Origin of the sequence: Rossellomorea vietnamensis NBRC 101237, from assembly GCF_001591825.1 — a bacterium.
GTDB lineage: Bacteria > Bacillota > Bacilli > Bacillales > Bacillaceae_B > Rossellomorea > Rossellomorea vietnamensis.
The window spans coordinates 100538-112881 of sequence record NZ_BCVQ01000001.1; the positions used below are offsets into that span (position 1 = coordinate 100538).

Genomic DNA, 12344 nt, shown 5'->3' on the forward strand with positions numbered 1-12344 from the left:
AAGAAGCACGAGAACCGTCCCCGTGCTTCTAAACCGCTTGAATCATTTCCACCCGATTCCCAAATGGGTCCCTGAACTCGAAACGTTCGAATCCGGGGATCGGGATTCCTTCAAGGATTTGAATGTTCTGTTTCTCTAACACGTTTCTCCAACTGGAGATATCATCGACCTGATAAGCCAAGTGCGCTTTCGTTTGGGATCGGTCAAATCCGTCTTCCGTACCGACGTGAACATCTCGGTCCCCGACTTTTAACCAAAACCCGCCCCGACCTTTTAGTGAGGCGGGTTTTTCAACTTCAGGTAAGCCAAGAAGACCGCAATAGAAGTCTTTCCCTTCCTTTTCAGAGCCTTTTGGAATGGTGATTTGGACGTGGTGCAGACCAAGAATCATCGTATTTCCTCCTTATTTGAGTGGACTGTAACCTTAATCCAATCCTATCCCTCCCGTCTTAATAAGTAAATGACGATTCCTTTATTATGTATGATAAGATTTACTTATTATGGATATATATGCTAATGAACAAGGGGTTCATTGAAACCTTCATGATTTGAAAATCGTCAAATAGATGAACAGGGGGTGCCCAATGTTTTGGTTGAAGTTTGTCTTGATTGCGTTGGTCGTGTTTGCCCTTATCTCGCTTGTTAAATTTATTTTACGAAGAACGTTGAAGATCGAGAAAGTAAAGATGGAGTTCTTTTCTAACAATTATATTAATGAATTGCATCGTCAAGTGGACAAATGGGTGGGGCGTTTGACTGGGCTCATCTTACCTATTCTCATACTGGTTCTGATTAACAATGACGCCTTACATTATTTGTTGATAGTGGGAATGATATTCACCTCCCTGCTGGACTATGGGGTGAAGGCATTCTTTGAGTATAGATATAGTGAAGTCCCGAAGCAGGCGATCTTAACGGTAGCAGAATGGTTCATGGTGATCACAGCCGTAGTGGTTGTGTTGCAGTTGGGGTTGCTGGGTTCTTTTTAAGAAGCATGGGGACGGTTCTGCTGCCTCCTTTTCTGTAGTGGACATATCCCTAAAAATCTTTTTTCGGAAAGGGGGAGAAGGATGGGACTCTTCTTCTTAAAAGTCATTCTCATCTTGATGATCTATCTTTTGCTGATGTACACATTCCACCGAGGGATAAGCAGCTGGCTCAGTGTGGACAAACGGAAAATATTTTCCCATGATATCATTAATGAACACCATGAAAAAGCGGATACAATACACAGGAAAATAATGGTGTTCGCCTTGTTCTCCTGCGTCATTATAGATGTCATTTTTGATTTTGAGTACTGGTATCAGAATCCTTACTCTTACGTGCTGATCCTGCTCTTCAGCGGTTCATTCCTGAAAGCCTACATGGAATGGAAGTATGTTGAGAATAAACGTGAATGTACCTATACAGTATTGGAAACGAGTTTCGGATATGGTCTATTACTCTTGTTATTAACAGTGGGAATTGAATTGGTATTTTAAACAAAAGCATGGGGACGGTTCTGCTGCTTCTTTTTTTAAACGAAAAGGAAGCACGAGAACCGTCCCTTTGCTTCCTCTCAAAGATTATCTGTACTGATCCTTGGGGCTTCGGACTGTAGAGAGGCTGCCGCTTTGGCGTTATCGTTGTGTCGGTCGTGTTTCTTTTCGGATGTGCTGTATTCTTTGGGTGTTTTCTTTTTGTCCGCCATCATATCGCCTCCTTTGGATAGTATGCTCCATTTTCACTGGGGAAATGAATGTGATCATGGATGGGGGGCGGTTCTGCCGCTTCTTTATTAACCAAGAAGGAAGCAACAGAACCGTCCCTGTGCTTCTTCAGAAGGAATTAAGGTTTTTCTGAAGAATACTACAAAGAGGTACTTTTTTTTGCAGAAAGGCCATCATGGCATTACATACGTATTTTCATCTCATTTAGAACTTGAGGAGGAAACGAAATGTCCAACAGCAATCAAATGCTTTCCAAAGTAGAAGATAACCGGGTGCTTGTACTTGAGAGGATTTTCGATGCACCCCGTGACCTGGTATTCAGTATGTTCAAGGAGCCCGAGCATCTTAAGGCTTGGTGGGGACCACGAGGCTGGGAGTTACCTGTATGCCGTGTGGATTTCCGTCCAGGCGGTGTCTGGCACTACTGTATGAAGTGCGTGGATTCCAACCAAGGTCAATTCTATGGAATGGAATCATGGGGAAAAGGGATGTATAAAGAAATCATCGAGCCGGAGAAGATCGTCTACGTCGATGCATTCTCGGATGCAGAAGGTAACACAAATGAAGACCTGCCTGAAACGGAAGTGACAATGGAATTCATGGACATGGGAAGCAGGACAAAGCTGATCAGCCGTTCTCTATATTCGTCAGAAGACGCCCTTAAGACTGTTATGGACATGGGCATGATCCAAGGCATCACGGAAACGTGGGATCGTCTGGAAGAAGCTCTTCATGTACTAAATAAGTAAAAATGATAAGTGAATAGATACTAAAGGAGTGGACCAATCAATGATTACGAAAGTCGGTCAAATCATGTTATACGTCAATAACCAAGATGAGTCAGTAAAATTTTGGACGGAAAAAGTAGGGTTCACCGTGAAGGCAGAGGAAGACAACGGTCAAGGAATGAGATGGATCGAAGTGGCACCGAAGGACGCCGAAACCAGCATCATTTTGCACAATAAGGAACTCGTGGCAAAGATGTCAGCTGGGGTCAATCTGGGTACGCCTTCCCTAATGTTTTTCACCGACCGGTTTGATGAACTATACACCGATTTATCCAACAAGGAAATCAAAGTAGGAGAAATCGTCAATATGCCTGCCGGCAGGGTGTTTAACTTTGCTGATCATGAAGAGAATTACTTTGCGGTGATGGAGAGGAAGTAGAAGCATGGGGACGGTTCTGTTGATTCTTCTTGATTTTGAAAAAGAAGCACGGGAACCCCGCGCTTCTTTTTTTTAAGGTCTTTCCAACACGGCAGCAAGCATGTTATGCACGACCTCATGATCCCTCACATCATGCAAGCGATATTCTTCTCCGGGCAGTGAATACCACTCCTCAGCCCCCACGTAGGTGATCGACAGCGTAAGGGCACCATTCTCCTCACAAGTTGTCACCAGTTCAAGTTCTCCACTGATCACCCCGACTTCAGATGTCATGACCCCGTGTGTTGCAGTAAAAACCGTTGATCTCTTTTCCATATGTAGGCCTCCATTTTTGGGTTTGAATTTCAAAAAGGAAGCACGAGAACCGTCCCCGTGCTTCCCAAAAATCAATACACGCAGCTGTTTAGCATGCTTTGAAGTGCGGTCTTTTCTGAAGATTGTAGGCTTAAGCCCCATTTGTATTTCGTGCTGATCCACCATTTCGAGTAACCACAGGCGGCAGCGGAACGCGGTGGCTGCCATGTGGATGGATCCTGGTCACCTTTGGAACGGTTGGAGCTTGCGCTGACGGCGATGAGCTGCGGGCCGCTCAGGTCATTGGCAAAGTCCACCCGCTTCTGTGTCGTCCAGCTGCTGGCTCCGGAGCGCCATGCCTCGGCAAGAGGGACAACGTGATCGATATCAAGATCGGATGGATCGGTGAACGTAACTCCATCATAATAACTGTACCATGAACCTGACGTCACCGTGCAGCTGCCACTGTAGCTGTCAGCGTCACGCTGCAAGACGAGCTGTCGTGTGTCACAGCCATTTCCTTGCCCGATCCAGTGCGGGAACTTATCCCGGGAGTAGCCGGTCATGGAGCTTTCTGATTTCACAGTCAGGGCGTTCAGTTGAGATTGGGCCGTGGACTTGGACGGTGTGCCGGGCGGAAATGCGAGTGCGGACGGCATGAATAAAGCGAACGAGAGAAGCAGGACAACGACAAACAACAATGAATTCTTTAGCATGGGGATGCCTCCTGGATTTTTTTATATCAACATGATTTCCCTGAGAGAAAGACATGTTCATAGTGAAACAGCGCAGGCAGTGAGACATGATTTTTTTAGAGGAAATAGCATAAGGTGTGTTCGCTTCTACTTAAAATGATAGGGGATGGAATAAGCTTCTCACAAGTTAATATTTTGTAAATCAGGGGGCTTTTAGAAAGATGAATCTTTATGCCTGTACCTTCAGAATCAGGTGGTCATCGGGAGTGAGAGATTTGTGTGACGTAATGACTACATGGAGAAAGGTGTGGATAGGACAGAGTGAGTTTGAAATAATTGGAAAAAGTGTGGGGCGGTTCTTCTGGTTCTTTTTGGTTGAAAAAGAAAGCACGAGAACCGTCCCCATGCTTCACCCCTTAAACGTAAACAATTCCTCAGAACGAACTATTGGTTCGTTTGATGTCTTCTCTTCTTTTACCTTCTTTTTAACTTTCACATCACTGTCAATCAGCGCCTTCTTTAACGTGGAGCTGATGGAATTAATCGATAGGATCAGGATCGAGAACAGGATCAACGGTACGACCACAAGCAGCGGATTCGTGAACACCTGTTGGATGTTCATGCTGATCGTCGCAGCCCATTCGTTTGTCTCCGAAAAATAGACCGGGTTGCTCGGTTCAAAGGGACCGATGGCAAATTCAGCTATCTTCATGCCGCCAAGGGCCATCAGGATGATGCCGAGCTGAATGAGCAAGGAAAGGGCCTGTGACACCTGTTCGGAAAATAACACAATCGATTGACGCAGAAATTGGGGCAGCAGATGTTTGCGAATGAGATGAAAGCGGCTTGCTCCCATCGTCTTCGACACATCGACGAATTCCTGCTTCATAAAGAGCTTCATTTCTTCTCCGAGATAGATTCCAAGAGAAGGAATCGTGATGGCGGCAATCCCCACCAGCTGGATGAAGAAGTATCGGCCGGACGGAAGGGCGTCTCCCTGGAAAGCGCCCTCGAGCGGTGCCAATAGCCCGAACACGACGATAGCAAGGGGGAGATATTGAAACGCCTCACCCAATCCTTTCAATGTCCGGGTGAAAGCTCCCGGTAGAAAGGTGTACAAAAGGGCGAACCCAAAGCCGAAAATCATCCGGAGGCCCGCGATGAAAAGGGCTGCGAAGATGGTGAATTTTGCGCCGGCAATAAGGAGGAAGAGAAAGTTCCGACCCAGCCGGTCACTCCCGAGCGGCGGCATTTCTTCCGGTGTAAATGGCGGTGCAGCCGTCACCTTATTGTTTTCATCCATCAAGTACTGCGTGATTTTATCGTAATCTGTGTTCAAAACCGGAATCAAAAAGCTCGCCACAAGGAGGGCGACGATGATCGACACCGGAAAGGCCAATCGTTTGACGAGTGTCTTAGACATTGTATTCTCCCCCTTTCAGCCATTTCTTCAACAGTAGGGAACCGATCGTAAACACGATGTAAAACGGGACAAATATGAGAAGCATCCCAATGAAAAAGGCAGGAGATGACGACGTGGCCGTTTTGAGCAGGACCGTCATGAAGCCTTTGATATTGAATAAAATCTCGATGACAAGCAGGTTCGAAAGCATGAGAAGAAAGATCGGCTTCAAATGCAAGAAGAAGTGGATCCACACATTTCGGAACACATGGAACCAAATCGTATAACTCTTTTTGAACCCTTTTGAAAAGGAAAACTCTACGTAAGGCTTACTTTCCTCTTCTTTCAATTGGAATAAGAATTGTTTGACTAAAAACACCACAGGCAGAAACGAGAGGCAAATGACGGGCAGCATGTAAATCTGTTCTTCCCCGGTAGTGTAGATATCAAATAAGAGAAAGTCTGTTTTTTTAAATAACCAGATGATGAACAATTGGAACAACACGACGAGGAATACATCCGGAATTCCGTCGAGGATGTTGACGACTTTTTCTGAAGCTCTGAATAGATTTCTCGGCATAAGCATCATCAGGTAACTTGCGACAACCGAAATCAAGATGGCGACGATAAATGAGATGAACAAAATGGTGAATGAATACGGATAGGTAGTGAGAAAGATGTCGAACATTCCGTATTGTTTATTCTCTGCTCCCCAGAGGACGACGATGGAAGAAGGTGAGGCGAGTTCAAGGATCGTCTGCCATAATCGAAGACCATATGCTCCTACATTGATGACAAGCTCTGTATCATAATCCAACAAAGCGCTGATGCCGCTGAGTAGAAACAAACCGATGAACACAATGATAAAATGAAAGGGCGTGCGTACTACTTTATTCATAGAAACTCCCCTGCCTAACTTTAGGAAAAATTACAAATTTTACAATATACATGCTACAATAAAGACATGCAATAGTAAACACAATTCAGAAAATATTGTCGAAGGTGATATGTAAATGTGTCGAAAGATAATGGTATTTGTTTTACTCACTTCCACTTGTTTGTTTCTTACAGCCTGCCGGGTCGTCTTTGATCCATTCGCTCAAAACGCAGAGCAGAAGGAAGTACAAAAAGAACACCGGCAAAAAGCGGACGTACAGGAGCAGGAGGAAGTCGTGGAGGAAGAGCCTGAAGAGTCTGCGTTCAAGATTGATGCAACTCTAACATTGGATGGGGAGAATATGGTGTTATCAGGAGAAACGGATCTTCCGCCTGATACCTATTTAAAGATTAATTTAATTCCATATAAGGGAAATGCAACGGCGGAAGAAATTAAGGAAAAAACCGCTGGGACTCTGAATGAAGTGCCTGCGAATACGGTAGGGATCGGAACTTCGGTTGAAGAAGACGGATCACTCAAGGAGAAGACATACTACAGACCGGATTTATCGACCCGCTACCGGTTTGAATTGACCTTTGAACCGGCCGGGCAGGAAGAAGATATCAAGGAGCAATTAGTCGAACAAGCCGGCGCCCTGGATGAGCTGGCCGGACTTCAGGTGTTAAAAGAAGCAGATCCCGATTCGTCCATGGTCCATGGAGATGACCCGGTGAAGGGATATATCCAAACCGTCAACATCATGAAAGCCGACGAAGAGAACGGGGACGGGGTGACATTGGAGTTTGAAAGGTAAGCAAGGGGACGGTTCTCGTGCTTCCAAATAAAAAAGGAATGCTATTCACTCTCAGCATTCCTTTTTTGTTTCTCCGGCTTCTGAATCATGGCATACGCCACATACCCGATCATTCCGATGAAGACCCCGTTCCCGCCAAAAATATAGATCATCGTGAATATCTTACCGAATGTGGTCTGAGGTTCAAAGGTGGGATGCCCGATCGTGCTTAACGTGACTACGCAAAAATAAAGGGCGTCGATCACCGACAGGCCCTCCTGCTTCACATAGAAAAGGGTGCCTGAGAATAACATGACCAGCACCATGGTGAAGAGTACCTGGAAGTTTTTTAATTTAAAAGCCTGCCATAGGGCTTTGAGCAGTCGCTTTAGTGAGAGGAAAAATGAAATCATGGTGACTCCTTTGATTGTTTGGTTTTTTGATAGCATAACAGATGGGAGGTAGGTTGAGAAGAGTCTCTAAGGGGGCGGATTCGGAGAGATTCGACCGGTAATGAAAGGGCGGATCGATAAATCATCTCGATTCTCCTCGAAAAGGAAGCAGGAGAACCGCTTCCCCCTAAACCTCCGGACGCACCCACAATTTTGCAAAGTCCACATATCCAAAATGCTTGGTTTCGATATTCATAATGTCGGTGGAAAAAGGGATGTACCGTTTCTCATAATAAAGAGGGATCATGATCGATTCCCTTATGAGGCTATTTTCCAGATTCATATTTAGTGCGGTCCAGTCCTCAAAGGGCGTATGTTGATATTCGTCGAGAAGCTCCCTCCATACTCCGTCTTTTTCAAAAAGACCGACAAGAGGGGAATAGCCGTTTTTCAAAAAGTGATAAAACGAAAAATCCTGATTGGATTCAAAGATTTCCCCGTGAATGAACAGATCGACATGTAAGGTCTCCGGCTGCCGTGTCAGGGTATCGGCAAATGAAAACCACCGAACTTCAACGGGAATCCCTTCTTTTTCAAAGATTTCTACGAGCCACTCGGTCGTTTTCGCCGTATGATTGGCACAGCGGATCACGAGTGGTTCCGTGAAGTGGGGACGATCGACTTCGGGGATCGTCATGCCTTGATCCTTGCCGACGAGAATGCTTTTCCCGTTCGGAGTTAGGCGTGGATCGAGGTCAGGGAGGGTGTGGCGGTTCTTCGCGATCACCCAGTGCAGATAATCCCGGACTTCTTTCCTTTGAATCTGGGAATCTCGTCCCGGAAGTGCATTCATGACGACGATGCCGAATCCTGAATCACTCTCAAACTCGACCGAGCTGGACTGATTTTCTTCTATTTGAGAGTGATAGATTCCCCTGAAGTCCTTAGGCACCTGAACGAATTCGACCGTATCCAGGAGTGGCCTTTCCTGAAAATGCTCCTTGAAAGCGGTAAGGGTGGTCTTCGAATCGGTATTCTCTTCAAGGGAGAAGCAGCCTGTCCCCAAGGTCCGTCCCTTGTTTTCTTTATAAATGCTCGCACACATCATCGTGAGCATGGGGAGGATGTAGCTGCAGCCACTTGGGTGATGGATGTCGATGATGAGAGGGGTTTTGACCTCGATTTCTTCGATCGGCTCCCATAGTTCCCGGTAATGCCGGCAGTTCTTTAGCCGGTCGAGGCAATGGGCGACATCCTTTGCGGTGAGAATGGATCCATCATGGAAACGGACATCCTTTTTTAAATAGAGTCTGAGTTTAGGGTGGGAAACATCCCAGCTGTGCGCAAGTTCAGGTAAGATGTCCCCATTCTGTGTAATGGAAACAAGGCGGTTGAAGACGTTCGCCACCAGGTGGGCGCTCATGACGTCTGCCGCCTCCAACGGGTGGATGGAGAAAAAGGGATAGCGCTTCGGGACGATCAGCTTATCCTTGGGCGCCTTCACAAATCCGAGCTTACTGTGGAAATGATTCATCAGCCTCATCTTGCTGTCGGTGGACCAATCGTACATGAGATACTTGCTGCTCTCGTCAATCGGCTCCTGCTCGATCCGCTTCACGACTTCTTCTTCGAACACTTCCTCCACATCTCTTTTCCATTTCAAAGCGGATACATTCCCACGCCCGCGCCCCGGAGTGAAGGCGATCCAGCCTTCTTCGTTCCATTTTTTCAAGTAGCGGGAGGTCTGTTTATGGCTTAATTGCAGGGTTTCAGAGATTTCCTCAACGCGGATGCTGCCTGAGGGATAGTACCTCCAAAGGGTGAGTAATTTGTTCTCCATATGCTTTTCCTCCTAAAAGGGGACATCAATTTGAAAAGTGTCTATTTTTATAATGTTCCGTCTAGTTTACTATACAGTAAATAGAGGAGGGGGAACAACATGAAGTGGAAGGAATTACCTCAAAACATTAAAGTACGGATGATCACGTCATTCTTCAATCGTGCCGTTTCATCCGCAGTCATGCCGTTCATGGCGCTGTTCTTTGCACAGGAACTGAATAAAATCTGGGCAGGGATCTTTCTGATCGGGACCGTCGTGATCGGATTCTGTGTCAATCTGGTCGGGGGATACATTTCGGACCGTTTTCCACGGAAAAAGGTTCTACTCACAACATCTTGGCTGAATGCCCTGTTCTTTTTCATCATGACGGTCAGTCTTTTTCCAGAAAAGAACCTGATCCTGCTGTTCGCAGGTGCGTATATCGGATTCATCATCACAAGCAGCCTCGGCCGTCCGGCGATGCATGCCATCATCATCGATTCGACCACGCCGGAGAACCGGAAAGCTGTCTACGCGCTGGATTACTGGCTGGTCAATTTGAGTATGGCGATCGGGGCCGCCCTTGGGGGACTCTTGTATTTGAATCATCAAACAGAATTATTCATGATGCTGACCTTTACATCGACGACGATCCCCATTGCGTATGGGATCTGGCTTCAGGACCATTTTAAAGATCAGCTTCAGAAAAAACATGAAAATGTGTTCGTCGATCTCGTCAACAATTACCGGATTGCCTTCAGGGATTCCGCTTTCGTAAAAGTGGTGGCAGGTTCCACCTTCATCTTCGCAGCAGAATTTTCCCTGAACAGCTATATCGGGATCCGCCTGGCAGAAACCTTCAAGGTCGTGAACATCGGGAGTTTCGAAATTGTTGGAGTCAGGATGCTCAGTATCCTGAACATCGAGAACATGCTGCTCGTCGTTTGCCTGACGTTCATCATCAATCGCTATACAGATCGTCTGAATAAAAAGAACGCTCTCTTGATCGGGCTGCTCCTGTATGGCATCGGCTATGTGACCGTTACATCCGCCAACACGTGGTACGTCCTGATCGCCTTCAATCTGATTGCGACCATGGGAGAGCTGATCTACTCACCGATCCGAAACGCAGAACAGGCGAACATGATCCCGAGCGACAAGCGGGGATCTTACTCCGCTTTTTCCAATCTGTCCTTCAGCGGGGCGGACCTTGTCGCACGATCCACGATTATCATTGGAGCCTTCTTGATGCCGACGATGATGAGTGTGTATATTGGCTTTATCGTTATGCTCGGTACCGTTCTGGTTTACACGGGACTATTTGGCGGAAGTTTAGTGAAAGCGAAGGTATTGGGTGTGAGTGGAGAGAAGTAAGAGGGACGGACCTCTAAATAGTAAAATCCTTTCACGCAAATGGTCGTTTGGAAGGTCCGTCCCTCAAAAAAAGAGGAGGAAACTTTATGATCTATCGAAGAAAGATGTACCGTGTGTCTCCACGGATTATCGAGGATTTCAATGTGCATTTTAATCAAACGCTGTTACCGACGCAGTTGAAGTATGGATCCAGGCTGGTGGGAAGATGGATGACGAAGCATGCAGCTGGGGAAGTGGAAGTGTTTGCGATATGGGAATATGACAGTTATGAAGAGTACGAGAGGATCGAAGCCAATGTGAGGGGCGACGTGGCTCATGTGAAACGGGTGCAGGATTGGTACGGGAAATGGGGTGGAAGAGAGAACCTGAAAGAACATTTTTATCATATCGATCAGGATTTTATTGATTCCACTGTGACGTGATGGGGATGGGGGTCAGACCTTTGAGGCTGACCCTTATTTTTTCAAAAATCCTTCGCCATAATACTAAATTGATAGTTTTCGCCCCGTATTTCATTTTCGAATGATCCCCGTTTCCGGAACCCTTCTTTTTCATACGTCCGGATCGCTCGTTCATTAAAATCCGCGACGGCCAATTCCAAATGAGTGAACTTCAGGCGTTCACGTCCCTGTTCGATGATCGCTTGCACGAATGCCTGACCATGTCCCTTTCCTGTCATGGAAGGATTCATCTGTACCCCAAGGACCAGGATGGTTTCCCCGTCTTCTTCCACATCATAAAACTCACAATTTCCTACAAGATACTCATTCTCGTCCACGACAGAAAAGGCTCGTTCCAAATGGACGCTCTCTTTCAATCCTTCGATTTTTTCTACTTGGCTATTATTATCGTAAAACGAATAGATTCCGTCATATGTCCAAGTGATGAATTCGTTGATATCTTCCTGTGTCCGTCTTCTTATGTTCAGTTCCATGCTCATTTCCCCCTTAGGAATCCGGCTTCTCCAGCCATGCTTTCACTTTTTTGTCCATCTCTTTTTCGAGTCCCCCGATATTCGCACTGTCCTTCTGTGCGGATTTGACGTATTTCGCCGGGAACATTTTTTCCAGGGAGGACTGGTACATACTGCCGTCTTGCGGCTCTGTGTAGTCGATGACCGAATAGGTGTCGCCATCTTGTTTTAAGCGGATCACGGCAGGCAGTGAATGTCCGGATTGGGCTTCGGTTCCCGTCGCTTGATTGAATCCCCCGTAATACGACCACATGTAGACACTCAAGACTCCATCCTTTTCGCTCGTCCCATAGACTTTGTGAACTTCAAACTGCTTATCAGTGCCGGAGTAGGAGGTGGCGTACTTTTGGACAATATAATGAGAAATCACTTCATCGATCTGCTGGGTGATTTGTTTATTCCCATCTGTCAAATTCAGGTCTTTGTCATTGCAACCTGCCAGTAAGACTGCGCTCATCACTAATAGGAAGAATCGTAACTTTGTCAAAGTCATCATTGCTCCTTATGTAAAGGTATTTTAATAGAGGAAGCGGTACCAATTCTCAATCATTTTACCATATAATTTCTATTCTTTTCCTTTTTTTGCAATTAAATCTGTGTTATCTTCAAGTATAGTGATAGAAAAGGAGCTACGCCTATGTCCACAGGAATCATGGCCTTACTTACGACGTTGATCTGGCTTGTCGCCATTCACGAGTTTCAAAAGCCTGAACGAAAACAGAATAACCGAACCATCATCATTTCTACGGCAGCAGGTTCCTTGCTCACGCTGGTTTTGACGATTTCGCTTTTTCAGAGTCTTTCTTTTTAAACAAGGAGTTTTATTTGAATCATGATGACAGAGGTTCC

The 12344-nt window shown here is 46.0% G+C and carries 18 protein-coding genes; 8 read left to right on the top strand and 10 right to left on the bottom strand.

Features of this window, described 5'->3' with window-relative positions; all coding sequences use genetic code 11:
• Positions 1-28: 28 nt before the first annotated feature.
• Positions 29-391, bottom strand: a complete 363-nt coding sequence (locus tag BVI01S_RS00475) for a VOC family protein (protein WP_034761908.1) — start codon at positions 389-391, stop codon at positions 29-31.
• A 193-nt stretch (positions 392-584) separates the two neighbouring features.
• Between BVI01S_RS00475 and BVI01S_RS00480 the strand changes: the two genes are divergently transcribed.
• On the top strand, positions 585-989 hold the full coding sequence (locus BVI01S_RS00480; protein WP_061808802.1) for a DUF4181 domain-containing protein: 405 nt from the start codon (positions 585-587) through the stop codon (positions 987-989).
• Between the two features lie 81 nt (positions 990-1070).
• Entirely contained in the window at positions 1071-1481 is a 411-nt protein-coding gene (locus tag BVI01S_RS00485) for a DUF4181 domain-containing protein (RefSeq protein WP_061808803.1), read from the top strand.
• Positions 1482-1558: 77 nt separating this feature from the next.
• On the opposite strand, the gene BVI01S_RS23030 is transcribed toward BVI01S_RS00485, so the two are convergent.
• On the bottom strand, positions 1559-1693 hold the full coding sequence (locus BVI01S_RS23030) for a hypothetical protein (RefSeq protein ID WP_280512973.1): 135 nt from the start codon (positions 1691-1693) through the stop codon (positions 1559-1561).
• 243 nt (positions 1694-1936) lie between these two features.
• Between BVI01S_RS23030 and BVI01S_RS00490 the strand changes: the two genes are divergently transcribed.
• Complete coding sequence (locus BVI01S_RS00490; RefSeq protein ID WP_061808804.1) at positions 1937-2458, top strand: SRPBCC domain-containing protein; 522 nt, start codon at positions 1937-1939, stop codon at positions 2456-2458.
• Between the two features lie 40 nt (positions 2459-2498).
• Positions 2499-2876, top strand: a complete 378-nt coding sequence (locus BVI01S_RS00495) for a VOC family protein (RefSeq protein WP_061808805.1) — start codon at positions 2499-2501, stop codon at positions 2874-2876.
• 72 nt (positions 2877-2948) lie between these two features.
• On the opposite strand, the gene BVI01S_RS00500 is transcribed toward BVI01S_RS00495, so the two are convergent.
• The 4 genes from BVI01S_RS00500 to BVI01S_RS00515 all read right to left on the bottom strand — a co-directional run bounded on the left by BVI01S_RS00500 (position 2949) and on the right by BVI01S_RS00515 (position 6165).
• On the bottom strand, positions 2949-3191 hold the full coding sequence (locus BVI01S_RS00500; RefSeq protein ID WP_061808806.1) for a hypothetical protein: 243 nt from the start codon (positions 3189-3191) through the stop codon (positions 2949-2951).
• 71 nt (positions 3192-3262) lie between these two features.
• Positions 3263-3886, bottom strand: a complete 624-nt coding sequence (locus BVI01S_RS00505) for an HNH endonuclease family protein (RefSeq protein WP_061808807.1) — start codon at positions 3884-3886, stop codon at positions 3263-3265.
• A gap of 388 nt (positions 3887-4274) precedes the next feature.
• Positions 4275-5288, bottom strand: a complete 1014-nt coding sequence (locus BVI01S_RS00510) for a hypothetical protein (RefSeq protein WP_061808808.1) — start codon at positions 5286-5288, stop codon at positions 4275-4277.
• Entirely contained in the window at positions 5281-6165 is an 885-nt protein-coding gene (locus BVI01S_RS00515; RefSeq protein WP_061808809.1) for an ABC transporter permease subunit, read from the bottom strand. Before BVI01S_RS00515 ends, BVI01S_RS00510 begins: the two co-directional genes overlap by 8 nt.
• Positions 6166-6280: 115 nt before the next feature.
• On the opposite strand from BVI01S_RS00515, the gene BVI01S_RS00520 reads away from it, so the two are divergent.
• Positions 6281-6958, top strand: coding sequence for a hypothetical protein (locus BVI01S_RS00520; protein ID WP_061808810.1), 678 nt, complete (start codon positions 6281-6283; stop codon positions 6956-6958).
• A gap of 41 nt (positions 6959-6999) precedes the next feature.
• On the opposite strand, the gene BVI01S_RS00525 is transcribed toward BVI01S_RS00520, so the two are convergent.
• Both BVI01S_RS00525 and BVI01S_RS00530 read right to left on the bottom strand, forming a co-directional pair.
• Entirely contained in the window at positions 7000-7350 is a 351-nt protein-coding gene (locus tag BVI01S_RS00525) for a potassium channel family protein (protein WP_061808811.1), read from the bottom strand.
• Between the two features lie 166 nt (positions 7351-7516).
• Positions 7517-9169, bottom strand: a complete 1653-nt coding sequence (locus BVI01S_RS00530; RefSeq protein WP_061808812.1) for an ABC transporter substrate-binding protein — start codon at positions 9167-9169, stop codon at positions 7517-7519.
• Between the two features lie 99 nt (positions 9170-9268).
• Here BVI01S_RS00530 and BVI01S_RS00535 point away from each other — a divergent pair, with 99 nt between their 5' ends.
• Positions 9269-10522, top strand: coding sequence for an MDR family MFS transporter (locus BVI01S_RS00535; protein WP_061808813.1), 1254 nt, complete (start codon positions 9269-9271; stop codon positions 10520-10522).
• 86 nt (positions 10523-10608) lie between these two features.
• Complete coding sequence (locus BVI01S_RS00540; RefSeq protein WP_061808814.1) at positions 10609-10944, top strand: NIPSNAP family protein; 336 nt, start codon at positions 10609-10611, stop codon at positions 10942-10944.
• A 41-nt stretch (positions 10945-10985) separates the two neighbouring features.
• Here BVI01S_RS00540 and BVI01S_RS00545 read toward each other — a convergent pair whose 3' ends face one another.
• Both BVI01S_RS00545 and BVI01S_RS00550 read right to left on the bottom strand, forming a co-directional pair.
• A complete protein-coding gene (locus BVI01S_RS00545; RefSeq protein ID WP_061808815.1) occupies positions 10986-11456 on the bottom strand; it encodes a GNAT family N-acetyltransferase in 471 nt (156 codons plus the stop codon).
• A gap of 13 nt (positions 11457-11469) precedes the next feature.
• Positions 11470-11982: a hypothetical protein gene (locus tag BVI01S_RS00550; RefSeq protein WP_156477265.1), complete on the bottom strand. Its 513-nt coding sequence runs from the start codon at positions 11980-11982 to the stop codon at positions 11470-11472.
• A 150-nt stretch (positions 11983-12132) separates the two neighbouring features.
• Here BVI01S_RS00550 and BVI01S_RS22680 point away from each other — a divergent pair, with 150 nt between their 5' ends.
• Positions 12133-12306, top strand: a complete 174-nt coding sequence (locus BVI01S_RS22680; protein WP_094075250.1) for a hypothetical protein — start codon at positions 12133-12135, stop codon at positions 12304-12306.
• Positions 12307-12344 lie beyond the last annotated feature (38 nt).